The organism is Bacillus sp. FDAARGOS_527 (assembly GCF_003812125.1).
Classification (GTDB): domain Bacteria; phylum Bacillota; class Bacilli; order Bacillales; family Bacillaceae_G; genus Bacillus_A; species Bacillus_A paranthracis.
In genome coordinates, this window is record NZ_CP033795.1 from 1,744,270 (window position 1) to 1,770,453 (window position 26,184).

The 26,184-nt window shown below is 31.9% G+C and carries 24 protein-coding genes, 2 pseudogenes and 1 riboswitch; of the genes and pseudogenes, 21 read left to right on the plus strand and 5 right to left on the minus strand.

The features are described 5' to 3' along the window. Positions 1-36 precede the first annotated feature (36 nt). Positions 37-453, plus strand: a complete 417-nt coding sequence (locus tag EGX95_RS11365) for a DUF3995 domain-containing protein (RefSeq protein ID WP_000905442.1) — start codon at positions 37-39, stop codon at positions 451-453. Positions 454-592: 139 nt separating this feature from the next. Then, complete coding sequence (locus EGX95_RS11370) at positions 593-796, plus strand: hypothetical protein (protein WP_000878375.1); 204 nt, start codon at positions 593-595, stop codon at positions 794-796. Between the two features lie 244 nt (positions 797-1,040). Here the strand turns inward: EGX95_RS11370 and EGX95_RS11375 are convergent, their stop codons facing one another. Continuing rightward, entirely contained in the window at positions 1,041-1,253 is a 213-nt protein-coding gene (locus tag EGX95_RS11375; RefSeq protein ID WP_000416564.1) for a hypothetical protein, read from the minus strand. Positions 1,254-1,430: 177 nt separating this feature from the next. Between EGX95_RS11375 and EGX95_RS11380 the strand changes: the two genes are divergently transcribed. From EGX95_RS11380 to EGX95_RS11405, 6 genes are all read left to right on the plus strand, one after another. Continuing rightward, on the plus strand, positions 1,431-2,435 hold the full coding sequence (locus EGX95_RS11380) for a DUF1835 domain-containing protein (RefSeq protein WP_000565678.1): 1,005 nt from the start codon (positions 1,431-1,433) through the stop codon (positions 2,433-2,435). Between the two features lie 148 nt (positions 2,436-2,583). Next, positions 2,584-2,988: a hypothetical protein gene (locus EGX95_RS11385; RefSeq protein ID WP_000282708.1), complete on the plus strand. Its 405-nt coding sequence runs from the start codon at positions 2,584-2,586 to the stop codon at positions 2,986-2,988. A 159-nt stretch (positions 2,989-3,147) separates the two neighbouring features. Next, positions 3,148-4,383, plus strand: a complete 1,236-nt coding sequence (gene cypA / locus EGX95_RS11390; RefSeq protein WP_002027768.1) for a cytochrome P450 — start codon at positions 3,148-3,150, stop codon at positions 4,381-4,383. A gap of 268 nt (positions 4,384-4,651) precedes the next feature. Next, a complete protein-coding gene (locus tag EGX95_RS11395; RefSeq protein ID WP_000106379.1) occupies positions 4,652-5,935 on the plus strand; it encodes an MFS transporter in 1,284 nt (427 codons plus the stop codon). Further along, positions 5,925-6,554, plus strand: a complete 630-nt coding sequence (locus EGX95_RS11400; RefSeq protein ID WP_063246811.1) for a Vat family streptogramin A O-acetyltransferase — start codon at positions 5,925-5,927, stop codon at positions 6,552-6,554. Before EGX95_RS11395 ends, EGX95_RS11400 begins: the two co-directional genes overlap by 11 nt. Positions 6,555-6,627: 73 nt before the next feature. Beyond that, positions 6,628-6,783, plus strand: a complete 156-nt coding sequence (locus EGX95_RS11405) for a DUF1540 domain-containing protein (protein ID WP_000046091.1) — start codon at positions 6,628-6,630, stop codon at positions 6,781-6,783. A 102-nt stretch (positions 6,784-6,885) separates the two neighbouring features. On the opposite strand, the pseudogene EGX95_RS11410 reads toward EGX95_RS11405, so the two are convergent. Further along, positions 6,886-7,337, minus strand: a pseudogene (locus EGX95_RS11410) (PadR family transcriptional regulator). Between the two features lie 92 nt (positions 7,338-7,429). Between EGX95_RS11410 and EGX95_RS11415 the strand changes: the two are divergent. The 5 genes and pseudogenes from EGX95_RS11415 to EGX95_RS11435 all read left to right on the plus strand — a co-directional run. Next, entirely contained in the window at positions 7,430-8,008 is a 579-nt protein-coding gene (locus EGX95_RS11415) for a cysteine dioxygenase family protein (RefSeq protein ID WP_000954453.1), read from the plus strand. A gap of 176 nt (positions 8,009-8,184) precedes the next feature. Further along, a complete protein-coding gene (locus tag EGX95_RS11420) occupies positions 8,185-9,036 on the plus strand; it encodes a Cof-type HAD-IIB family hydrolase (RefSeq protein WP_000766401.1) in 852 nt (283 codons plus the stop codon). Between the two features lie 475 nt (positions 9,037-9,511). Beyond that, positions 9,512-11,299, plus strand: a complete 1,788-nt coding sequence (locus tag EGX95_RS11425) for a PAS domain-containing sensor histidine kinase (RefSeq protein ID WP_000994083.1) — start codon at positions 9,512-9,514, stop codon at positions 11,297-11,299. A gap of 214 nt (positions 11,300-11,513) precedes the next feature. Beyond that, a complete protein-coding gene (locus EGX95_RS11430) occupies positions 11,514-13,607 on the plus strand; it encodes a peptidoglycan D,D-transpeptidase FtsI family protein (protein WP_000744299.1) in 2,094 nt (697 codons plus the stop codon). A gap of 371 nt (positions 13,608-13,978) precedes the next feature. Beyond that, a pseudogene (locus tag EGX95_RS11435) lies at positions 13,979-14,239 on the plus strand (glycosyltransferase); the annotation flags it as partial. A 37-nt stretch (positions 14,240-14,276) separates the two neighbouring features. On the opposite strand, the gene EGX95_RS11440 reads toward EGX95_RS11435, so the two are convergent. Then, positions 14,277-14,957, minus strand: coding sequence for an aspartate/glutamate racemase family protein (locus EGX95_RS11440; RefSeq protein WP_000864404.1), 681 nt, complete (start codon positions 14,955-14,957; stop codon positions 14,277-14,279). Between the two features lie 152 nt (positions 14,958-15,109). Continuing rightward, positions 15,110-15,225: riboswitch (SAM riboswitch) on the plus strand. A gap of 139 nt (positions 15,226-15,364) precedes the next feature. On the opposite strand from EGX95_RS11440, the gene EGX95_RS11445 reads away from it, so the two are divergent. From EGX95_RS11445 to EGX95_RS11460, 4 genes are all read left to right on the plus strand, one after another. Then, positions 15,365-15,913 carry an ECF-type riboflavin transporter substrate-binding protein gene (locus EGX95_RS11445; protein ID WP_001038200.1) on the plus strand — a complete coding sequence of 183 codons (549 nt, stop codon included), beginning with the start codon at positions 15,365-15,367 and terminating at the stop codon, positions 15,911-15,913. A gap of 10 nt (positions 15,914-15,923) precedes the next feature. Next, entirely contained in the window at positions 15,924-17,624 is a 1,701-nt protein-coding gene (locus EGX95_RS11450; RefSeq protein WP_001182476.1) for an ABC transporter ATP-binding protein, read from the plus strand. Then, positions 17,617-18,417 (plus strand): energy-coupling factor transporter transmembrane component T family protein, encoded by an 801-nt coding sequence (locus EGX95_RS11455; RefSeq protein ID WP_000282906.1) that lies wholly within the window; start codon positions 17,617-17,619, stop codon positions 18,415-18,417. Before EGX95_RS11450 ends, EGX95_RS11455 begins: the two co-directional genes overlap by 8 nt. Before the next feature lie 135 nt (positions 18,418-18,552). Beyond that, positions 18,553-18,660, plus strand: coding sequence for a YjcZ family sporulation protein (locus tag EGX95_RS11460; RefSeq protein ID WP_000120182.1), 108 nt, complete (start codon positions 18,553-18,555; stop codon positions 18,658-18,660). A 92-nt stretch (positions 18,661-18,752) separates the two neighbouring features. Here the strand turns inward: EGX95_RS11460 and EGX95_RS11465 are convergent, their stop codons facing one another. Both EGX95_RS11465 and EGX95_RS11470 read right to left on the minus strand, forming a co-directional pair. Next, on the minus strand, positions 18,753-20,021 hold the full coding sequence (locus EGX95_RS11465) for a sensor histidine kinase (protein ID WP_001012258.1): 1,269 nt from the start codon (positions 20,019-20,021) through the stop codon (positions 18,753-18,755). Positions 20,022-20,109: 88 nt separating this feature from the next. After that, positions 20,110-20,991: a protein kinase family protein gene (locus EGX95_RS11470; RefSeq protein ID WP_000651947.1), complete on the minus strand. Its 882-nt coding sequence runs from the start codon at positions 20,989-20,991 to the stop codon at positions 20,110-20,112. Between the two features lie 128 nt (positions 20,992-21,119). On the opposite strand from EGX95_RS11470, the gene EGX95_RS11475 reads away from it, so the two are divergent. From EGX95_RS11475 to EGX95_RS11490, 4 genes are all read left to right on the plus strand, one after another. Continuing rightward, a complete protein-coding gene (locus EGX95_RS11475; protein ID WP_000437687.1) occupies positions 21,120-21,632 on the plus strand; it encodes a GrpB family protein in 513 nt (170 codons plus the stop codon). Positions 21,633-21,799: 167 nt separating this feature from the next. Next, entirely contained in the window at positions 21,800-22,789 is a 990-nt protein-coding gene (locus EGX95_RS11480) for a zinc-binding dehydrogenase (RefSeq protein ID WP_000644320.1), read from the plus strand. Between the two features lie 261 nt (positions 22,790-23,050). After that, positions 23,051-23,650, plus strand: a complete 600-nt coding sequence (locus EGX95_RS11485) for an undecaprenyl-diphosphatase (RefSeq protein WP_001104979.1) — start codon at positions 23,051-23,053, stop codon at positions 23,648-23,650. A 311-nt stretch (positions 23,651-23,961) separates the two neighbouring features. Then, the gene (locus tag EGX95_RS11490; RefSeq protein ID WP_000549354.1) at positions 23,962-26,100 is read left to right on the plus strand and encodes a penicillin-binding protein; all 2,139 of its coding nucleotides are present in this window, start codon (positions 23,962-23,964) and stop codon (positions 26,098-26,100) included. The last annotated feature ends 84 nt before the right edge of the window (positions 26,101-26,184 follow it).

Genomic DNA, 26,184 nt, shown 5'->3' on the forward strand with positions numbered 1-26,184 from the left:
AAACTGAGGACTCCAATAAAATAATGGGAGGATAAAATGCTTATTATTATATATATTGCCGTCAGTATATTATTTTTAGTTAGCTTTTTACATGTTTACTGGGCTTTCGGAGGTAAGTGGGCGACAAATAGTGTTATTCCGACTAAAGATGGAGAAAAGGCGTTTACACCAGGTGCAGGAATGACATTGATCATTGCGTTATTATTAAGTATGGCAGCAATAATTTTATTACAACAAACTAATATTGTTCATTTTGCATTTCCTAATAGTATTGTTCAAGTGGCATCCTGGGTGTGTATGATTGTATTTCTCATAAGAGTAATTGGTGAGTTTCATTATTTTGGTATTTTTAAGCGAAAAAAAGATACTCAATTTGCTAGAATGGATACTGTTTTATATATACCACTTTGTGCATTTTTATCTCTATCATTCTTATTAGCGATTATAACTTGAACATAAAATGGTGGCTGTTTTCTTCAAAATAATATAAACGTGAATTGGCAAATGTAAAAGTGAAAAATCTAGGGGTAAATAAAAAGGATGTAAGCGCCTTTTTACCGAATTATAGATTATTATGAAAGGCGGGTGCACGATGAAGTATGTAAAAGTCAGTATGAATGGCGGAAGTGAACATAAATTCTCGATGACTTTAGAACGGTTTGAAGAACTGATTACAACAGAGAATGGACTATTAGAAAATAAATTAGTTAGTATTGAAAATGTAATGATTAATCCTACTAATATATCTTCTGTAGTTGAAAAAATTGGTGTACCGGCTAAGTTTATGGAAGCTTAAAAATCGGTACATAAAAAAACATCCACGGGGGATGTTTTTTTATGTATAAATATGTTAATTGTACAAGGAATTTATGAGGAGAATTTATAGTGATACTTCGTACATGCACAAAAAATAAGTACAAGCATATATTAGATAGTGGGACAAGACCTTCGTGTCCTACTTAATACTCAGAAAAACCTCTATCACATGAGAGCATCTGATTGCAGGGTGCTCTTTTTTTTATCCCACTTTATCCGGATCTTTAACTTTTAATTTTAAACATATCTTTGATGCTCATAAATATTAAAAATAAAATAATAGCAAAAATTAAGTTAGATAAATAGAAATCTTGATGAAATATTAATTCAAAGATGACATCAAAAGCAAATAAAAAGGCGATAGTAGGTAATATACAAATAAATATAAATCTCCAATTTTTTAGATAATGTTTATAATTAGGAAATACTTTCTCCATAAACATAGCTCCTATATTTTTTATTTTCTATATAATTATACATTTAAATAAAAGGATTTACAAAAGGTTATTTAGCAATCTTTCTAATACATGATTTGACTAAAAAACTTTTAAAGAGTAACACTTAAATGATACACTATAATCCACGTTATTTTTGAAATGAATTGAGGGGTTTACATGATAGATAAAATTAAAAATGCTGTAGAGGATATGCACGAAGATGAAGCAAAACATTTACTTCAAAGTATTCTAATCCAATTAAATTTATTAAAAGAAAACTATAGTGAAGATACTATTAAAAATTTGATGGATATTCCTAAGCAACTAACGAGTAATACATCTTATAAAAGAAGTGTAAAAGAAGTCTCACACGTACATATTGCATTTGATGATTCAACAGCTGGATGTTTAAAGCATATGCTTGGTCAAGAAGAACGATTGGAAGAGATGGTTGTTGCTTTTTCTGAATTCTTTTCAATTGGGCCGATAAATAAGTTACATATGAATGAAGGGCAACTAGCAAGACAGGAATGGTTAGTAAACAACTTAAATGCTTATGAAAATTATTTTGAAGAAGAGTATTTACCAAGGTTTTTAGAAACTATGAAAGAACTATACGCTATTCCTAGTGAAACGCCTATTACAATTTGGAAAGCCGATAACGCACATGAACATGTAGGTCTATGTTTTGCAATGGCGCAATTAAAAGATAAGAAAAATATTCGCGTTATGAATACATCTGAAGCAAGTAAAGAAATATTAAAACTAGAGTATGTGATTCGTGGAACAGGAGAGTTACCACCTGAAAGTTTAGCTCTAATTCAAAAAAGTTTTGTAAAATTGCCGTATTTAACTGTAGAGAATCGTCTGCAGTTTGAACATGAGTGGGATAGTCTCTCGAAAAGTACGGGGTTTTTAAGAGTTTGGACAGACAATGAAGTGCGTTCTGTACAAGAAAATTATTTTGATCAATTTATTATTGAATGCGCGAAAAGTATAGGTGCTGATCAAGAATTCCTAAAAGCTCCTAGAGTAATTGGTGAAGCACTTGGTCTTGTAGAGCAATCAGTTGGCGATACGTTTTTAGAATATCGCTTAAAGGAATTAATTAAACAAGAAGTATTTGAATTTGAAGGTTCATTAGATGAAATGCGTTTCTATAGTGTGAAATTAAGAAAATAATACATCTATTCCGTTTATGAAAAAGCTCGTATTTTTAAAATACGAGCTTTATTTTTTGTTGAATTTAGGCTATACATAAGATTCCCAGAGAGGGCATATCACATATGAATGGTAAAGGTAATGAACAAAAAGAAGGTGATTTATTAATATGTATAACCAACAAAATTATCCATATGGTCAAGCGATGTATTATAATCCACAAAACTACGGGTATGAACCTACAAATGAAGTGAGAGATATGGAGCAAGAAGATTATAGACCAGATGATGCGGAAGATGCTCCAACGTCACCACCACCGTCCCAAGTGCCATCGTTACCATCCACATTTGCTTCACCTGCACAAGCTGGTAATATGAAATCATGGATGTGTAACTGTCTAGGAAGATGGGGCTATTTACGTTTGCATCGTTCAGGACCTTTCGGAAGAGACTTATGGTTCTTTCCGACTGAAGTGAGAAGAAATGGAGTATCAGGTTACACTTGGCAAGGTGGTCGTCGTCGTAAAGTAAGTTATCACTATCAACAAATTAGTAATTTCATGTGCTTCGCATAAAGAAAAGTGAGAGAGTAGAAAGATTTTACTCCCTCACTTTTTTATTTTTCAATATACGAAGTAAGATTTCGTGTAAAAATTTACAATTTTCTCGTTTTTGTTAGCGTATAATGCATATGTTGGTTGATTTTCAAAAACAAATGAGAGTGAGGGGATACAATGTCAATGAAAAATAAAGTTGGGCTAAGAATAGAGAATGGCATCAATTTAGCTTCAGCTCAGTTTAAAGAAGATGCATATGAAATTTATAAAGAATCTCGTAAAATGCAACCTATCTTATTTGTGAATAAAACGGAATTAGGTGCAGAGTGGCTTATTACAAGATATGAAGATGCTTTACCACTATTAAAAGATAATCGCTTAAAAAAAGATCCGGCCAATGTGTTTTCTCAAGATACATTGAATGTGTTTCTTACTGTTGACAATAGTGATTATTTAACGACGCACATGTTAAATTCAGATCCACCTAATCACAATCGTTTACGATCACTCGTACAAAAAGCTTTTACACCGAAGATGATCGCGCAATTGGAAGGAAGAATTCAGCATATCGCAGATGATTTATTGAACGAAGTCGAGCGAAAAGATTCATTAAACCTTGTTGATGATTATTCATTTCCTTTACCGATCATTGTGATAAGTGAAATGCTTGGCATTCCAAAAGAGGATCAAGCGAAATTCAGAATTTGGTCTCATGCTGTCATTGCTTATCCAGAAACACCAGAAGAAATAAAAGAAACTGAAAAGCAACTATCTGAGTTTATTACATACCTTCAATATTTAGTTGATATGAAACGAAAAGAACCGAAAGAGGACTTGGTTAGTGCTTTAATACTTGCAGAAAGTGAAGGACATAAACTTAACGCTCGGGAACTATATTCAATGATAATGTTACTAATTGTTGCAGGGCATGAGACAACGGTAAATTTAATAACAAATACGGTATTAGCACTTCTTGAAAATCCGGATCAATTACAGTTATTAAAAGAAAATCCAAAGTTAATTGATGCAGCAATTGAGGAAGGATTACGATATTATTCCCCGGTTGAGGTTACAACTTCAAGATGGGCAGATGAACCTTTTCAAATTCACGATCAAACAATTGAAAAAGGAGATATGGTTGTCATTGCCTTAGCTTCTGCAAACCGTGATGAAACAGTATTTGAGAATCCGGAAGTTTACGATATTACTCGCGAGAACAATCGCCATATTGCCTTTGGACATGGTAGCCATTTCTGCCTAGGCGCTCCACTTGCTAAGTTGGAAGCAAAAATTGCTATTACTACGTTATTTAATCGAATGCCTAAACTACAAATAAAAGGAGATCGAGAAGAAATTAAATGGCAAGGTAATTATTTAATGCGTTCTTTAGAGGAATTACCATTAACATTCTAGAATATTTGTTGTAAGACATGCATACATAGAAAATGATTTACATAGAGTATGTATGTGTAATTTAAATTCGAAACGGAAGGGTGAATACATCCCAATGATCAACTAATTCTATTTGTAAGAGATCTTCGTTAAAAAACGAAATATTCTTCTGAATAGGATTAGTCTGTACATTTATAGAAAAGGGATGTATTTCGCTCTGCGAAAAATATAGTCTTTTCATATGATTTGTGCTGCCTCCTGTTCAGAAGATGAAATAGGAGGCTTTTTTATGTCGACAAATGTAGAAACGAAACAAAATAATGGGGTATCACAAGTATTAAAAAACCGGTTTGTACAAGGGATTTTAGCATCAGCATTATTTTTACAAATTGGAATATGGGTTCGGAACTTTGCTGTATTACTATATGTAATGGAAATGACAAAAGGCGATGCTTTTGCTATTTCGATGATTTCAGTTGCGGAGTTTGCTCCAATTTTCATCTTTTCCTTTATTGGTGGAACGTTTGCTGATAGGTGGAAGCCGAAGAAGACAATGGTATGGTGTGAAACGTTAAGTTCTATTTCGGTATTTGCTGTATTAATTACTCTAATGTTTGGAACGTGGAAAATCGTATTTTTTGTAACGCTTATTTCTGCAATCCTTTCGCAGTTTTCTCAACCATCAGGGATGAAATTATTTAAACAGCATTTATCGGCAGAACAAATCCAATTAGCGATGTCTATTTATCAAACAATATTTGCGATATTTATGGTGTTAGGACCAATTCTTGGAACATTTATTTTTCATAGTTTTGGAATTTATATTTCAATCATTATTACAGGTATCGCTTTTTTACTTGCAGCAGCTGTGTTGTTATTTCTTCCGAAAGATCTTGAGAATGATAATGAGAAGAAAGAAATCACTCTATTACAGGAAATGCTCGATGGAATTAAATATGTGAAAAAGAAAAAGGCATTAACTTTGCTAGGGCTTTGTTTTATGGCAGCAGGACTAGGAATTGGTTTAATTCAGCCGTTAGGTATTTTTATTGTGACTGAGCAGTTAGGATTATCAAAAGAGAGTTTACAATGGTTACTAACAGTAAATGGTGCAGGAATGATTGTTGGCGGTGCTTTAGCGATGGTGTTTGCAAAAAACGTTGCGCCGCAAAAGATGTTAATTATCGGTATGCTTGGTCAGGCAATCGGCATCGGTATTATAGGTTATTCCACCAATTTATGGGTAACACTCACAGCACAACTTTTTAGCGGTTTAGCTCTTCCTTGTATTCAAATAGGTATTAATACGCTCATTATTCAAAATAGTGATACTGATTTTATTGGTCGTGTAAATGGCATTTTAAGTCCGCTATTCACCGGTTCAATGGTAGTAACAATGAGTATTGCTGGTTCATTAAAAGAAATGTTCTCATTAAGTACGATGTACGAAGGCACAGCTTTACTATTTATAATTGGATTATTATTTATTTTACCTATATACAATTTAAAGCCAGTTATAGCAATAGAGAGTGAAATGAATAGGAAAGGAAGTGCTGTGCAACATGAATCCTAATCCAAATGTTAAATACCCTATTGAAGGAAATAAAAATGTTCACTTTATAAAAAATACAATAACGAAAGCTAATATACTCGCCGGAGATTATTCATATTATGATGCGAAAGATGGAGAAACATTTGAAGATCGAGTATTACATCATTATGAATTTCTTGGAGATCGCCTTATCATTGGAAAGTTTTGTTGCATTGCAAATGGAGTTACCTTTATTATGAATGGAGCGAATCATCGGATGGATGGATTTTCGGCATATCCATTTAATATATTTGGAAATGGGTGGGAGAAGTATACACCTAATTTGTCTGATTTACCTTACAAAGGTGATACAGTTATAGGAAATGACGTTTGGATCGGTATGGATACAACAATTATGCCTGGAATAAAAATAGGGGATGGTGCAATAATAGCAGCTAAATCGGTTGTGACTAGAGACGTTGCACCATATACAATTGTTGGTGGAAACCCTGCAAATAAAATAAAGGAACGATTTAAAAATACAATAATAGAGGAGTTATTGCAAATTCAATGGTGGCATTTTGATATTGAAAAAATAACTGAAAATATAGGTGCTATTGTACAAGGAGATATAGAGCCATTAAGAAAGCTAAAAAGGTAATAAAAAATGCATAACAAAAAGTATCATACCTCCGAATTTTGTTAATGATAATAGAACGAGGAGGTGTGATACTATGGCACAAGACGTTTTATGTGAAGTAAACAACTGTAAATTTTGGGCTAACGGCAATAAATGTAGCGCAGACGCAATTTATGTAGTAAGTCATAAAGGAAAACAAGCATCGACTACAGAAGAAACAGATTGTAAAACTTTCGATCCGGAAGTATAAATTTTTGAAGGGTAGCCAAATCGTGGTTGCCCTTTTATTAATTATAGTATTGATAATAAATCTCATTTTCATTCATTGTTTTTAACTTTTATTGTTATTTTTTCATATTTTCTTCATAAGTGATGTAATCCAGAGCAATTCATGTTCGATACGTGATTTACTAAATTCAATGACTTCTGTAATAAAAGGTGAACTAGCATTAAAGATTGAGTAGTAGTAAGTTGTTTATGTAGTATGTCTTGGCGTATTGTTAAAACTTCTTTTCTAGCTTCATAATCAAGCTTTTCAAAAAGCGCGATACGAACAAGAAATTCTATATTGTTTGTCGCGAGTTTTTCGGGAAACTCGCGCAACATTTCAGAAAAGATTTCTTCTCCTGTTTCAGTTATGTCGTACATATTTCGATTTGGCTTACCGACTTGTGTATGTACCTTTTTCGTTATAGCCCCCATACTCTCAAAACGTCGAAGAGAAGGATAAAGCATATTATGATTTAATTCAAAATTCTTACCTATTCGCTTAACACTCAATAAACTGTTCAGCAAGGTACAAATTTACTGTACCTTGTTTTTTTATTTCTCAATTGTAAAATTTTAGTTGGTTATTTAGTATGGAAGTGTGTGAATAAGAGTAGAGGAGGATGCTTATGTTAACGTGTAATGGAAGTAAGACGTTCCAAACATTTATTAAAGCTGTAACGGATTTAATAAATAGTAATTTGTTAGAAGATCAAATTGTTTGTGGGATTGAAAAATTATTAGAAGAACTTTTAGAAAAGAAAACATGGCTTCCGTTAGAAAAACAGAAGGCGAATTCGGCTCAATATGCACGACACTTGCTTTATGAAGATCCTTTAAATCGTTTTGAAGTATTAGCTCTTGTATGGAAAGATGGACAATCGACTCCTTTGCATGATCATGATGGCACATGGGGAGTAGAAGGCGTATTTACAGGAAGAATAATGGTGCAGAACTTTATACAAACGAAGCAGTTTGAAAATTCACTTGTTTATTTAACTCATACAGGAAATCTTTATTTGGGAGAAGGAGAAACAGATAAAGTCATTCCACCAGCTGATTGTCATATTCTTGAAATAGCAGAAAATGAAAGCGTTGTCACTATTCATGTTTACGGAAAACGTTTAGAAAAGTTTAAAATATATGTCCCAACTGAAGAAAAGAATGTGTACATGTGTGAGACGAAATATATTAGTTATAGTTCATAGTTTAAAATCAGAAGCTTTTCTTTAAAAAGAAAAGCTTCTGATTTTATTTTTAATTATTTCTTGACCTGAAACGCTTTTCATAAATTATAACTAAAGAGAACCTCACGAGACCAGTGTGAAAACGATACCTTGAATATAGGTAGAACTCGTGTATTTTAGAAAGTGGTGAAGAAATAATGAAATTAATAGCAATTGATTTAGATGGAACCCTTCTTTCAGGGAATAAAATGATTAGTACAGAGAATGCAAAAGCAATTCGAGCATGTCAAGAAGCGGGCCATGTTGTAGCGATTTGTACAGGACGTTCTATTGTCGATATTGAACGATTATTGTTAGAAGCTGATTTAGAGTGTCCGATCATTGCAGAAAATGGTGCACTTATATATAAAGATAAAAAAATGATGAAAAGATATCCAATTCAAAATATGCAGGCACTTAAAATAGTAGAATATCTTGAAGAGAATGGTTTATATTATCAACTTTATACAGATAAAGGCGTATATGTTCCAGAATATGGAGTGGAAAGTGTACGCAGGGAAATTGAGGATTTGAAAAATTCAAAAACAAATGTGGATATACAAGAATTAGAAACAATTGCAGCATTATACCTTGAGCATACAGCATTTCATAGTACGGAAAGTTGCAAGTCAATTGTAGAAACAGAAATACACGTGCATAAATTGTTGCCATTTTCTTATGATATAGAGAAATTAAAAAAACTAAAAGAAACATTTCTTCATAATTCAGATTTAGCAATTACATCTTCATATTGGCACAATTTAGAGATTAATCATCGAGATGCTCAAAAAGGGAATGGATTATACACTTTAGCTGAATATCTTAATATTTCAGTTGAAAATACTGTTGCGATAGGTGATGGGCTAAACGATGTTTCTATGATGGAAAAAGCGAACATTTCAATTGCAATGGGAAATGCTGTTGAAGAAATAAAAGCGATGTGTAAATATGAAACATTATCTAATGAAGAACATGGTGTTGCACATGCTTTATATAAATATGTAATGTAACATAAAAAGAAAAAAAGAATCCAATTGGATTCTTTTTTTCTTTTTATTAGGGGTAAGGTATTCTATGAGATTCATAGAAGCCTTATTACATTTTATTATATAGAATATATTGGAATAAATGTTTATATTTTTCATGATAATTGTGAAAATTTTATGAACTTTATATGTAATGTATTTTTATATTGCTACTAGTGTGTATAAAACTATGTCAAAACTTAACGAATGTAAGGATGTTAAGGAGAGTTCATGCAACATAAAAGATCATGATTGGCTTAGCTAATAATCAGTCGGAGATGAATAAAACTTACTAATTAGAGTTTCAATTTGCATGCATATATTTTTTGTTTTTAATTGAAAAATAAAATTTGTTCGAATAATTATTCTTCAGCTATATACCTACAGGCACATTCTTCGTATAATGGAGAAGTATGAATTTAAAGTTTGTATGAATTTTACATATTGAGGTGAAAAAGGAATGAATGCGCGGCTAATGGAACTTATTGATGTGAGTACAATAGAAACCATGGCAGAACAATTTTATCAATTAACCAACATATCACATCAACTTCTTGATGCTGAAAAAGAATGTATATTTTCATTTGGAATAAATGAAAAGAAAATATGTAAACTTCCCAAAATTGAAATCCCCATTTTTTTATACAATCAATATTTAGGATCTTTTGTTGTATGGTCTCAGAAAAGCGAAATTTTCAATTCCCAAAAATACTTTGAAATGCTTTCAAATCTAATTATAGGTGGAGTAATGAAAGGATTTCAAAGTAAAAATACAACGTTACTTACTCGAAAAGAGGAGGAACTACATACAATCTTACAAAACATGCCTATTATGGTTGATGCACTTGATTATAATGGAGATTTTGTTTTGTGGAATCGCGAATGTGAAATTGTAACAGGATATACTGCGGAAGAGGTAATTGGAAATCCAAACGCACTTCGCTTACTGTATCCTGATCATAATTATCGTCACGAGATACAAAAGAAATTTTTGACTCGTGGAAAGAACTTTAGAGATTGGGAAATGCGCTTAACATGTAAAAATGGTGAAATTAAAACGATAATGTGGTCCAATATATCAGAACAGTTTCCTGTAAGTGGATTTAGTTATTGGGCTGTTGGTGTAGATATTACACATTTAAAAGCAATAGAAGAGAAATTAATACAACAAACGTCTGAATTGGAATTAATTTTTCAAGCTTTACCAGACTTATGTTTCTTAACAGAAGATGACGGCACAATTATTGATTATAAAGCAGGATCCCCTACAAAATTTTACGTACCCGCAGAAGCTTTTATGGGAAAAAAGTTTTACGAAGTATTACCAACTTCAGTAGCACAAAAATTTCAAGAAGCAATTTTTCAAGTGAAAGAAAAAGGAACAAATGCAATTGTTGAATATCCGCTTACAATTAATGAAAGTATCGATTTCTTTGAAGCTAGATGTTTACCGTTATTACATGATAAAATTATGATTATTGTACGGGATATTACAGAGCGGAAAAAGACAGAAGAATTGCTAAATAAATCAGATACACTTGCAGCAATTGGTCAATTAGCAGCTGGTGTAGCTCACGAAGTTAGAAATCCATTAACAGTCATTAAAGGGTTTATACAGTTATTCCAAATTAATAAAGAAGATCAAGAAAAATATTTTGATTTAATGCTTTCTGAAATTGAAAGAATAGAAGCGATTCTTCAAGAATTTTTGTCGATTGCTAAAACAGACGAAATAAGTACCGAAAAGAAAAATATTTATCAAATATTTAAAAATGTCGTCTCATTAATGAATACAAAAGCAATTATGACAAATATTCAAGTTGAATTATATACAAATTCCAAGGATATAATCATTGAATGCTCAGAAAATCAACTGAAACAAGTATTTATTAACATTTTGCAAAATTCAATCGAAGCTATGCCAGATGGTGGGGAAATTTCAATTCACATAAAAGAAATTGGTAAAGATGGTATCATTATTAGTGTAATTGATAAAGGAATAGGAATACCTGAAGAAAGAATTAAAAGATTAGGTGAACCATTCTATAGTACGAAAGAAAAAGGTACCGGTATTGGATTGATGTTAAGTTATAAAATTATTGAAAGTCATCAAGGGAATATAAGTATTATGAGTGAGGTTGGTGTCGGGACAACAGTAACGATTTACTTGCCAAAAATTCAGAGTAAAAAGCCTTTATCAAATTATGATGATAGATTAGAATCAATACGTTCAATTATTAATTCTTAAATACCCAATAACGAAAAGTCAAGCTTTTCGTTATTGGGTATTTTTGTATTTAATTTAGAAAACTTTACCTTTTCTTTAGATTTGCTTTAATTTCTATTAAGTTTTTATCAATATATTAGTATTTGTGCAAAGTAATGTATAGAAAACGTGCATTACTTTTAATATATAGATTCAATTATTAATAGAAATACAGTAAGGAGGAGATTATGACAAGGTGAAAAAACAAAAGAAAAAAAGCGATAGAGCAGTACCGATGCGGTTAAACATTTTATTCTTATGTGTATTTATATTGTTTTCTGCCATGATTATACAATTAGGTAAAGTACAAATTATCGATGGTGAGACGTATAAAAATGAAGTGGAGAAGAGAGAAAATGCAACCGTAAGCCTTTCTGTGCCGCGGGGAAAAATATTTGACCGAGAAGGGAATCCAGTAGTTGATAATAAGTCTTTACGTACAATTACATATACAAAGATGAAAGGTGTAAAATCAGAAGAAATATTAAAAACAGCAAGTCAACTTGCAGAGATAATTGAAATACCACAAGAAGATATAGATAAACTAACTGAGACGGATAAGAAAGATTTTTGGATGCAATTAAATCCGACACTAACCGAAAAATTAGTATCTAAAAAAGAAATAAATAGGTTCAGAGATAAAGATATTACCGGGAAAAATTTAGATAAAAAAATTGAAGAGTTAAAAAGAAAACGAGTTACGGATAAAAATCTTCAAGATTTAACAGATAAAGATATAAAAGTGTTAGCTATTAAAAGTAAGATGACTTCTGGTTATCAAATGGCTCCACAAATTATTAAAAAAGACGTTAGTGAAAAGGAATTTACTATAATTAGTGAAGGTTTAGCAAATCTCCCAGGTGTAGACGTGTCGGTTGATTGGGAGAGAGTGTATGTGAATGATGGATTATTCCGATCCGTTCTTGGAAATGTTTCTAATTCTGATGAAGGATTACCAAGTGAACGATTAGATTATTACTTAGTACGTGATTATAGCCGAAATGATAGGGTTGGAAAAAGTTATATCGAGCAGCAATATGAAGATGTACTTCATGGTACAAAAAAAGAAGTAAGAAGCGTTGCAGATAAACAAGGTACTACAATTAGAACGGAAACAATTTCTGAGGGAAAGAGCGGTAAGAACTTAACTTTAACGATAGATATGGAATTACAGAAAAAAGTAGAAGAAAGTATAGAAAAAATATTAAAGGCATATAAAGGATCTGAATCTATGTTGGACCGTGCTTTCGTTGTAATGATGAATCCGAAAAACGGACAAGTATTATCAATGGCTGGGAAAAGACTTGTAGAAAAAGACGGGAAAACAGAAATTGAAGACTATGCATTAGGTACAATGACTAGTTCATATGAGCTGGGATCAACAGTTAAAGGTGCCACAGTTTTAACTGGATTTGAAACGAAAGCTATAACACCAGGTACTTATTTTTATGATGCACCTATGAAGTTTAAAGGTACTAGGGAGAAGAAATCTTGGAAAGAGTTTGGAAACATTGATGATTTAAGAGCGTTACAAGTCTCTTCAAACGTTTATATGTTTCATACAGCATTAAAAATTGCAGGTGTGGATTATGTGAAAAATAGTTCATTAAATATTAAACAGGAATACTTTGATAAAATGAGGTACTATTTCAGACAATTCGGATTAGGTGTTCCAACGGGTATTGATTTACCGAATGAAACAGCTGGACAAATTGGTAAAAAAGATAATCAGCCGGGTTTCTTATTAGATTACTCAATTGGTCAGTATGACACGTATACACCACTTCAGCTCGTACAGTATATTTCAACAATTGCAAACGGTGGATATCGAATGAAGCCACAAATTGTACAAGAGGTAAGAGAGCAAACGTCGCAAAAAGATGAGATTGGTAAAGTGGTGCATGCAGTAGAACCAATTGTTTTAAATAAAATTGATATGAAAGAGGATTATATAAATCAAGTAAAAGAAGGATTTAGAAAGGTATTCCAAGAGGGTGATGGAACAGGAGTAAGGGCGTTCCAAAAAGCATCTTATAAACCAGCAGGTAAAACAGGAACAGCACAGACAGTTTACGGTGGAGAAAGCGATATTGGAAGAAATGAAAAGGGCGAGAGAAGAGAATGTTATAACTTAACGTTAGCAGGGTATGCGCCATATGATAATCCAGAAGTAGCATTCTCTGTAGTTGTGCCGTGGGTTATGAATGATAAATCTGGTATTAACTCTGATATTGGAAAAGAAGTTTTAGATGCTTATTTTGAATTGAAAAATAAGAGAATGACTGGATAAAATTTACAAATAGATAGCTCTCAAGAAGGTTAAAACATATGAAATAATATAGAAACTAGAGTCATTTAATTTAGGGATAGATTCAAAATGGGTGATAGAAAGGTAAAATCATTCTATCAATTGTTCACGTTTTATAAAATAAATCATATATTGATAGCATAGGACAAGCTGAAAAGCTTATTCTAACCTCACAGAACACTCCTTATCACGGTTAGGCATCTACTTATGTAGATGCCTTTTTTAATTAAATAACTGACAATTATTTATCAATCTAAAGTAGCAAGTATATTAGGACTATTAGGGGAAGATTGACGGTAATTATTACAGTATGATTATTAAGAGCGTTGAAATGTAAGGAGTGAGAAAGAAGTGCTAAATATTTTAATGTCCCATTTGTCATCATTCCACACGATAAAGACCAGCCAATGATAGCACAAAGATTAACCGAACTGGAAGCAGCAAATCGGTTATTGAAAGAGCATGTTAATGTGCAAACGTTAAGAGAAGCGGTAACAGATGTTCTTTCAAATGAAAAGTATAAGCATGGAATACGAAAACTGAAAGATAGTTTTTTAGATTGTGGTGGTTCAAAAGAAGCAATTACCGTGATTACATCTCTTTTAAATAAATAGTTTAGACAATGGGCTCTACCTTTATGCTTTTATATGATTATCCTGCAAACTGCACAGCAGTATTTGCATGTAAAAAAGCAGTATCAAAAACAGGAACAGTAAGGTCGTCTTTGGAAATGAGCAATGGTATTTCAGTGCAGCCTAGTAGTATACCTTCTGCGCCATTTTGAATTAATGATTTTGTAATTTGTAATAGCTTTTCTTTTGATGTTTCTGAAATAATTCCTTTACTTAATTCATTTAAAATAACATGATGAATAAAATTTCTTTCCTCTTCATTTGGGATGATTGTCTCAATGTTATAGTTTGCTAGACGTGATTTATAGAAGTCTTGTTCCATCGTTTGTTTCGTACCCAATAATCCGATACGCTTTATATTCTGTTCTACCATTTCTTTAGCACTTACATCACCTATGTGAAGAAGTGGAATGGATATTGCACTTTCTACTTCTTCAGCAAATAAATGGACCGTATTGGAACACATTAATAAACATTCAGCTCCGGATTTTTCAACCTTCTTTGCAACAGTAACTAATTCGTTTTTCACTTCTTCATATTGATGATTTTGTAATAAAGTCGTTACTTCACCAAAGTCCATGCTATATAAAACAAGCTTTGCATTTTGGTCGTATTGAGAGAGTGTAAGTGTATTAATATGTTTATAATATAATGATGTAGATTCCCAACTTAGTCCGCCAATTAAACCAATTACTTTCATCGTACATTCCTCCCGTAACTATTTTAAATTTATTATTTCATAATTCCGATAAGAATACAATGATTTAAACGTGCCGTTAAATAAAAAAAAAAATAATTAGAAAAGTGTTGAAATTTATACTTCTTAATGCCATAATACGAATTACAAATTAATACTTATCCAGAGAGGTGGAGGGAACGGCCCTATGATACCTCAGCAACCCCTATGTAAATGTATAGGAAGGTGCTAATTCCGCGGAGAACACGATGTGTTTTTTGGAAGATAAGAGGATTCTTAAATGTGAAAGAAAATGACCTCTTATGTAAGAGGTCATTTTTTGTTGTATAGAAAGGGAGTGTCGATGCATAATTCATTTTCAAAATAAATATAGAGTAATAAAAGTTGACTATTAAGAGGGGGGAATTGTTATGAACAAATTATCAACAAAATTAGTAGTGGCAATCGGAATTGGAGCAGCATTATACGGGATATTAGGACTTTGGGGATTTTCTATTGCACCAAATACATTTATTAAACCTGCATTAGCTATTTTAACCGTTTTTGGAGCGTTATTTGGTCCAGTGGCAGGACTGTTAATAGGACTTATCGGTCATACCGTAACAGACACAATCGCTGGCTGGGGTATTTGGTGGGGATGGGTTATTAGTTCAGGCATTATTGGCTTTGCAATGGGGTTCATTCAAAAAAGAGTTGGCTTTAGTGTGAAAAACGGGACATATAATAAGGGAGATATTTCTTATTTAGCCATTACTGGCTTAATTGGAATTGTCATTGCTATTATATTTGCTGGGGCATTCGATATTATTGTAATGGGAGAACCGTTTGATAAAATTGTTATACAAGTGTTAGGTGCAACAATTGCTGACGTTATTGTATTTTTAGTTCTTGGATTGCCAATTACAATAGGCCTAGCTAAATCAAATAAGAAACATACACATTTAAAAATTGAAAAGTAGGGATATTAAAATGCAACCAATTATTTCTTTTGAACAATTCAACTTTCAATATAAGCATGCAGCGCAGCCTACTGTGAAAGACATTACATTTCATATATATCCTGGGGAAAAAGTGCTAATTGCTGGACGAAGTGGTTCAGGGAAATCAACGTTAGCTCATTGTATGAATGGGCTAATCCCATTTTCTTATGAAGGGACTAGTACTGGTAATATTTTAATTGCTGGAAAAGATCCGAGGAAAAAGAGTGTTTTTGAACTAAGTAAACATGTAGGCACAATTTTGCAAGATCAAGATGCACAATTTATTGGTCTTACAGTAGAAGAAGATGTAGCCTTTTATTTAGAAAATGAATGTGTAAATCAGGATGAAATGAAAAAGATTGTCTCGGAGTCATTAAAAAAGGTAGGGATGCATACTTTTCATAAACAGAGTCCGCATGAATTATCTGGAGGGCAAAAACAAACTGTTTCTTTAGCGGGTTTGTTAACAACAAATGCTCCTATATTATTGTTCGATGAACCGTTAGCAAATTTAGATCCAGCTAGCAGCTTACATACAATTGAACTTATTAAAAATATACATAAGCAATATAATAAAACAATTGTAATTATTGAACATCGAATAGAAGAAATGTTAAATCTGGATTTAGATAAAATTATTTTAATTGATGAAGGGGAAATTGTTGCGATAGGGACACCAGATGAGATTTTAGCGTCAAATATATTACCCTCAATCGGATTAAGAGAACCTATGTACATAGAAGGATTAAAAAGATTACATTTTGATAGTAATAATGACGTAATATATCCACTTGAAAATCTTCATAAGGAAAGTATTAGTGGCGTAATAAAAGAGTGGATGGAGAAAAAAGCTTTTTGTAAAGATACTCCTACAAAAAAAGAATTATTGAAAGTAGAGAATTTATCATTTTCATATCCTAATAAACAAAAAGTATTAGAGAATGTAAATTTATCCATATATGAAGGAGAAATTGTAGCACTTTTGGGCCATAACGGAGCTGGAAAATCAACATTAGCTCATAGTCTTATAGGAATAAACAAAACAAAAAATGGCAGGATTTTAATTGATGGAGTAAATATCAATTCTTGGTCTATACGTAAACGCGGTGAGATTATATCTTATGTCATGCAAAATCCAAATCACATGATTACACAACCTACTGTTATAGAAGAGGTTTCATTCACATTAAAATTACAAAAGGTTTCAAAGGAAGAAATTAAGTTTAGAGCGGAGGAAGCGTTAAAAATTTGTGGTTTGTATACATTTCGAAATTGGCCAATTCAGGCGTTAAGTTATGGACAAAAAAAGAGATTAACGATTGCATCTGTACTAACAGCAAATCCAAAACTTATCATATTAGATGAACCGACAGCGGGACAAGATTATTATCATTATAAACAGTTTATGTCGTTTATTAGAAAATTAGCTAAAAAGGGAATATCATTTATTTTTATCACACACGATATGAATCTCGCATTGGAATATGCAGACAGGGCGATAGTTTTACACGAAGGGAGAATTATTGCGAATCATACCGCATCCATTGTATTAGGTCATCCAGAAACGTTAAAAAGAGCGAACTTAAAGGAGAGTTCTTTATTTAAACTCGTTAAATTTAGTGGTATTGCAAATCCTGAAAGGTTTATGGAACTTTATTTTGATGTTATTAGGAGGGAGGAAGGTGTATAATACATATTTTCATCGCATGGACGGAGCAGTGAAATTGTTGTTATTTATTTTTTGTATGACGCTTACCTTTTTATTTTTTGATTTTCGCGTATTGCTATTCGTATTTATAATTGGATGTATCGGACTTTTAGTTGCTAAAATTCCATTTCGTAAAATTTTTATTGTTTTTACTGTTATATTTACATTTAGTTTATTAAATTCTGTCATGATCTTATTTATTACACCAACCCATGGATCTGAATTAACTGGATCGTATACTTCATTTATGTATATTGGATATGCAACAATTACATACGAAACATTATTTTATGCAGCTACACTTTCGTTAAAGTATTTTACGTTATTACCATTTACACTTATTTTTATTTATACGACTGATCCAAGCAAATTTGTGAGTAGCTTAAGTAAATTTCGAATTCATTATAAAATTACTTATGCGATAAATATTGCATTACGTTATATACCTGATATTCAATCTGAATATAAAGTTATTAAACATGCCCAAGAGGCGAGAGGAGTAGCTTTCGAAAAAGGAGAAGCAAGTTTATGGATCCGCATGCAAAACCGTGTCTTAATTTTCTGGCCTTTAATTATTCATTCTTTAGAGAGAATCGATACAGTTTCAAACGCAATGGATTTAAGAGGATTTGGAAAGAAGGATACACGTACGTGGTTCTATACAAATAAAGCGAAAAGCGGAGATCTCATTGCTTTATTTGTAGGTGTTTTTATTTTAATTGCTGCAGTATATGTAAAGTTACATGTATTTCAAAATTTCTGGTATCCATTTTAAAGCACTCTCAAATGAGTGCTTTTACTTATTTTTATATAGACATGCTCAAAAAAGGGATATTTACATAATGTATAATACGAACCAGTTAAAATGATCAACTACCTATTAGTTTTCAAACCAAAAGGAGGAGAAAATATGAGTTACGGTGGTTCTTGTGGTTTTGGTGGAGGTTTCGCTTTATTAGTTGTGTTATTTATTTTATTAATTATCGTTGGATGCAGCTGCTGGGGCGGAGGGTACTAATTTTTAGTTAGTCTCCACAAATGTAAAACTAAAAAACATAGAAGATACTTATGTATCGAAACAAATAAAAAAGGAGCATAATTGCTCCTTTTTTATTTATTGTTAGATGCGTTTGTATTACATTTCGGAAATGTAATTGTCAAAGTAGTACCTTTATTCATAACGCTTCGGATTTTCAAATTACCTTGCATCGTTTCAATGATCTTAACAGCAACCATTGTACCTAAACCTGTACCTTTCGTTTTTGTACTAAAATACGGTTCGCCAAATCGATTTATTTGCTCTTGTGACATACCAATTCCGCTATCTTCAATTCGTATGATAACTTTATTATTACTAATAGAAGAGGAGATATTTAAAGTACCGCCATTAGGCATTGCTTCAATACCATTTTTTAATAAGTTTAAAAAACATTGCTGAAAGTGCTGTTTATTACCAACTATTGTTGCCGTAGAGAAATCTTTTGTAATATGTATTGTATTCATATTACATAAAGGTAAGATCATATTAATAACTCGATTTAATTCTTGTTCTACTGAAATCTCATCTAATTTTTCTGAAGCAGGTTTGGCAAACGTTAAATAATCATCAATAATTCCTTGGGCGTGATGTAATTCTTCGAGTATATGCTTAATATACTCGTCTCTTGATTCTGGAGTTAAATTTGGTGTTTTTAAAAGTTGTGTAAATCCTTTTACAACAGTTAAGGGATTTCTTACTTCGTGCGATATACTAGCAGCGAGTTGGCTAACAATCTCCATTTTTTCCATTTTAATTAACTTCGATCGCATGCATACTGCATCTTTTAAAACTTCATTAAAATAAACTACAAACAGCATTAAAACGGTTGGTAATATTATGAAATAAATGATGTACAAATTATTCACTTCAAAATCTGATAAAGTTAATACAATTACAGTTGTAAATATTGCTAAGAAAAATGTTAAAAACATTGCATAAGCTACTTTAATTTTTCTATTATACGTATTAAATTTTGCGGATGCGAATGCTGTAATGATAAACATTGTTCCATACACTACTATTGTTAACATACTAAATCCATAAAATGAAAATCTTGTAATTAATAAAATAGCAAACAATGTTATACCGACAGGGAAGCCACCATAAAGCGTACCTACTATAACCGGTATTTGTCTTAAATCATGAATACAATTTTCATCCATATAGATAGGATAGCGCATACATAAAATAAGAGGGATACTCGTACAAAGTATAATAAGTAGTTTTTTATATTTCTTCAAATTGCGCCCGCTATCATATATAAAATAAAAAATAAATATGCTACTTAAAATGTATAGAAGGTTATTTAACACGTGTTGATTGATATACACAAAGTTCATAATATTTGCCTCGTTATTTTTAATTTCCTTTTCATATATATTATCATGATAATAGTATAAACTATATATTTGTTTGAATAATATAGATTTATATCTTTTTAGTATTCGACACGTTTACCCACTCTTCATAAAATTCTTTAACTGATGCATATCGTTCGGTTCGGTTTTCATTTACTGCGCGATACGCTATTTCATATAAATCCCTACTTGCTTCCCATTTTGTAAAGGAGCGATCTTTTCCACCACCTAAAATCGCGAAAGCCATTGCCCCCATATTAAATACATTTGTTCTCGAATCAATTATAGCGTTTAGTTCAAATTCTTCAGGAGACATAAAACGTGAGGAACCCCATAATCTTCCCATTTTATTTACGTATGGTTTTTTAGAATATAAATCAATATCACAAATTTTCGTTTTATTTGCATTAAAATTATACATAATACTACCATCATAAAAATCTATCGCTACATATTTTTTCTTTTCGACATATGTATGGAAAGAAAAAATGGAATTTAAGGATTGAACTCGTTTTCTAACAGGTAAATGCTTAAATTTATAAAATGGAGAGTTTGGATTTTTATATTTTTCAGGAGGCGGGAAACTCCAGTGCGAATGAAGACATTCACCATCAAACCAATCGAAAATTAATACATATCCAGATTGAACTGGAAAGTGTTCAATTAGTTTTATAAGCGAGTTGTGTTTTAATTCCTCGTATAGGAAAACTGAATTTTTCAAACGTTCAATAGCGTCGTTTATTGTTCCTTCGTATGCAATTGTTTGTGCCCCTGCGTATTTAATGAATTTTTTATGGCCATTTTTTTCAACACCAAAACTTATATTACCTGAATCTTGCTGGTCAAAAACTGCAAATACGGTTCCTAATTTCAATAGCCAATCAAAATTATGATGTTCTTTTAACTGGAATGTAACTTGATTTAACTGAATTTCAACTGGAATATCTTTCATATTATACCTCGCATTTATTATAATTAAGTTATATATTTCAGTATTCGACACGTTTTGTAAAAATCCTATGTGAATCACATGAAATTTATATAAATATAATAATAAATAATTATAAAAAGGTGGATAAAATGGAACAACAAATCGTTATTAAACCATATGAAAAAGAGTGGCACGAAGAGTATTTAATAGAAAAAGAGAAATTTATTTCTTTATTCGGGGAAGATTGTATTGCTATTGAACATATAGGGAGCACATCTGTACAAGGGTTAGGAGCGAAACCTTTAATTGATATGATGATTGGCGTAACAGATTTGCAAATTATCAAAAAGTGGATTGAAGATTTATTAAAAATTGGATATGAGTATGTTCCAAAAGAAACACCTAATTGGCGTTTTTTTAGAAAGGGAAAATGGAGAGCGGGTACTCATCATTTACATGTTTATATTTATAATAGTGACGAATGGAAAAACAATCTTTTATTTCGAGACTTTCTAATAAAGCATGAATGGGCACGTAAAGAATATAGAGAACTAAAAGAGAGACTTGCAGCTACATATCCTTTTGATCGTGTTTCTTATACAAATGCAAAAGCACCATTTATTCAAAAGATATTAGAATTAGCTAAAACTCAAAAGAATTAACATTACAGATTTTTATCTGAAAAAATTTAAAAAATCCCTTCCTACGTTATTTATAGGGAGGGATTTTTTCTTTTGTCATAACGATATACATCTAATTATTGGAGACAGATTAGTTTATTTATTTCAATATTTCTAGTACATTGAAAATATTAAGGGGGAATGAAGCAATGAAAGCAATTTTACATCAATATAAAAAAGGGGTAGAGGGGTTAGAATATAAATTTTTATCTGAAACAAATCCTAATGCCGGGGAAGTAAAAGTAAAGTTAAAAGCAGCAGGATTAAATCATAGGGATTTATTTATTATAAACAATAGAAAAGAAATGGATCTACCGTTAGTAATAGGGTCAGATGGTGCAGGTGTTGTTACAGAAATAGGAGAAGGTGTTTCAGCTGATTTATTACAAGCCGAGGTTATTATTAATCCTAGTATTGGATGGGAGAATATTGCCGAAGTACCAGAGTTACCAGAGGTGTTAGGGGGACCAAAAGATGGAACGTTTGCTGAATATGTAATAGTGCCCGCTGAAAATGTAGTAGGAAAACCGTCATATCTTACTTGGGAAGAGTCTGGCGTTTTGGCTTTATCGGCACTGACTGCATATAGAGCGCTTTTTACAAAGGGTAGATTGAAGTGTGGAGAACATGTTTTAATTCCGGGGATAGGCGGCGGTGTAGCGACATTTGCTATGTTATTTGCAAAAGCAATTGGCGCAAAAGTAAGTGTTACTTCAAGGGTAGAGAACAAAAGAAAATTTGCCGAAACATATGGCGCAGATTTTTCTTTTAATAGTTCTGGAAATTGGGAAGAGAGTTTATGCGGAGGAAAAGTAGATTTAATAATTGATAGTATAGGTCCAGCAACATTCTTAAAATACTTTGATGTATTAAAACCAAATGGGAGAATTGTTAATTTTGGTGCAAGCTCCGGAGATAAAATTGAATTACCTTTACGAGCGTTATTTTATAATCAAATCGATATTATGGGGACATCTATGGGTAGCAGTGAAGAATTTAATGAAATGATTAAGTTTATAGAGAAATATAAGATTAAACCAATTATGGATAAAGTTTATTCGTTGGAAGAAGCGATTCAAGCGTTAAGACGTATGGAGCAGGGAGAACAGTTTGGTAATATCGCTCTACGTATGGAATAAAAATAGGATTTAATAACCTATGTTTTTATATGTATATGTTATGTAATATATACACTTTTAGTTAGTGGGTTATATGATTTTAAAGGTTTTTCCATCATATATATTTTTAATGCGTGTAAATAGTTACATAATTGTCAAATGAAAATTAGTAACATGAATAAAGTGAAAATCTAAATGTGTGTAAATGTTGTATACTGTATAAATCAAGTAAACTTGTATCTTAATTTCAAGTGAAATAAGAAATTATAAGGAGAGAGTAATGTGAATTACGCAGTATTTCAATGGATAAACAATTTAGCAGGTACATCTGTACTCTTAGATAAGGTAATGATTGCTATTACAAATAGTGCTGCATATGTGGCTATTCTATTCATGCTTATCTTATGGTTTCATAACGGAAAGAAAGAGAATGCGATAAGAAAACAATATACAGTGTTGTATACGACACTTTCAGTAATAATTGCATTGCTAGTAAATGTTTTTATTCATTTAGTATACTATCATCCACGTCCTTTTGTATCATATGATGTGAATCAACTAGTACCCCACGCAGAAAACTCATCCTTTGTTAGTGATCATTCTGTACTTGTATTATCGATTGCATTCATGTTTATTCTTAGAGGAGAAAAGTTAAGATATATCGCACTTTTGTGGGCAGTATTAGTTTGTATATCACGTTTGTATGTAGGTGTTCATTTTCCTTTAGATGTAATGGGTGCGGCTGTCATAACGATTTTAACAAGCTGTTTATTATTGCAGAAAAAACGTATTTTTGAACCAATAGCAAAACTTGTTTTCAAAATGTATGCATTCGTAGCGAAACGAATTCGTTTTTTAGAGAAATATAACCATGTAGCTTAAATTTCATAACTAGCCTTTTATAGCTTAGGAAAAAATCCCCCTTTGGAAATTCAGAGGAGGATTTTTTGTTGTATACAAGTGAATAGATTACTTGCAATAACAATTTGAGTGTTATACAAAAAGAGTGAATATTCTTAAATTTCACGTACTGTATTTTAAGTATTTAAATAACTGACAATAACTATAACTAGTTTCACACTGTTTTAAAGGAATTCATACGAAAACTTCGAAACATATAGTATTGAAAGTAAAAACTACATATTTTGTAGCACATCTTTGTAGTAATTAATGGTGAAAGAAAGGAGCGAAATATGCATAAACTTCAAACGAATAAAGGCGCGCGGTATTTTATGATTGCTTTTATTGTTTTGTTTCTTATTATGCTTTTGCGTTTTTTCTATATTCAAGCAGTAGGGGTCGTGCATAATGTGAATGTAAAGGATCTTGCAACTGAACAACATAATAAAAATGGTGTTTTGGAAGCGAATCGTGGCACGATTTATGATCAAGCCGGAAAAGTGCTCGTTCAAGATTCAACAACGTATCGTGTTGTTGTGAATTTGAAAGGTAATGGCAAATTGAAAAATAAAGATGAAACCGCAGCGCAATTAGCTGATGCGCTTGAAATTAATAAAGAAGATGTGTTAAAGAATTTCCATGAAGGGCGTACGCAAGTTGAAATCGGAAAAGTTGGCCGGAATTTGTCTAGGGAAAAGAAAGAACAAATTAAAAAATTGAAAATCCCAGGTGTTTCTTTTATGCCTGAGAAAGCAAGAGTGTATCCAAATGAAGATTTTGCATCTTATATACTTGGTTTTGCTAGACCAGACGATAAAGGAAATACAGAAGGGAAGTTTGGACTTGAAAAAAGTTTAGATAAATATTTGCGCTCGACAAATGGGAATATAGAATATGTGGGAGCGCGAGGAGGTATCCCGCTTACAAATGATATAGGAAAAATTGAACCCGCTAAACATGGAAATAACGTATATCTTACGCTCGATAAACAAATTAATAGTTTTTTAGAAGAAGCGATGAATAAGGCGCAAGAGCACTATGACCCTTCTATGTTAGTAGGTATTATAGCGGATCCAAAGACGGGGAAAGTTTTAGCTATGTCTAGTAAACCTAGTTTTAATCCTAATAAAGGGGATATTGAATACTTTTTAAATGATCCAATCGCAAATGCATATGAACCAGGTTCAACGATGAAAGTATTTACGTTAGCTGCAGCAATCAATGAAGGTGTATATAACGGGAAAGAATATTTTCAATCCGGCAAGTATTCAGTAGGTTCATCGGATATAAAAGATCATAATGGTGGGTTTGGATGGGGATCTATAACATTTGATGAAGGTTTTGAAAGGTCATCAAACGTAGCTTTTTCTATTTTAGAAGATCAGTTATTAAAACCAAATAAATTTAAGCAATATATGAATAAATTTGGTTTTAACCAAAAAACGGGAATAGATTTACCTGGTGAAAGTAAAAATACTTTATTATTAAATACACAAATTCAACAAGTAACAACTTCTTTCGGACAAGGTTCTACAGTAACTCCAATTCAATTAATCCAAGCTGCAACCGCTATAGCAAATGACGGGAAAATGATGCAACCATATATCGTTGACAAAGTTGTAAATCCAACAAACAAGCAAGTTATTATGGAAAATCAACCGAAAGAAGTTGGCAATCCGATAAAAAAAGAGACTGCGGACAAGGTAAGAGACTTAATGGAGCGTGTTATTACGTCTTCAAAAGGTACAGGTACAATGTATAAAGTCGATGGTTACCCAATAGGAGGCAAGACAGGAACAGCGCAAATTCCGAATCCTGAAAATGGACGATATATGGAAGGAAAAGAAAATTATATTTTTTCATTTTTAGGTATGGCTCCAATTGATGACCCAGAGTTAATTGTATACTTAGCTATTAAGCAGCCAAAGTTAAAGGGAGATGAATATGGAGCTCAGCCACTCGCTGAAATATTTAAACCAGTTGTGAAAAATAGCCTTGAATATTTAAAGGTGAAACCATATACAGAACAACAAATGACCGATGCAACGAAAAAATCCCAATTAAAAGTGCAAAACTATGTGAATCAATCAATAGATACGGTAGAGAATAATGTAAAAAAAGAGAAACTCCAACCGATAATTTTAGGAGAAGGAAAAATTAAAAAACAATATCCGCAGTCTGGTGAAGTAATGAGTGAAGGTGATCGTATATTTTTATTAGGAAACAACGCAACAATGCCCAATTTACAAGGTTGGTCCATGCGTGATGTTATGTATTTTTCTAAACTATTAAAATTAGATTTAAAAACTTCAGGTACGGGTTATGTAACAAATCAAAGTATTGAAAAAGGACAAGCTATACAAGAAGGCGATATATTAGAACTAGAATTAGAACCACCGTTACAACCGTTAGTAGAGGCAAATACAAATTAATTCAGGAAATATGAAGGGTCTATATATAATAGACTCTTTTTTTAATGATTCAAGTAATTTCACGCACCGTAATTTTTAGAAAAA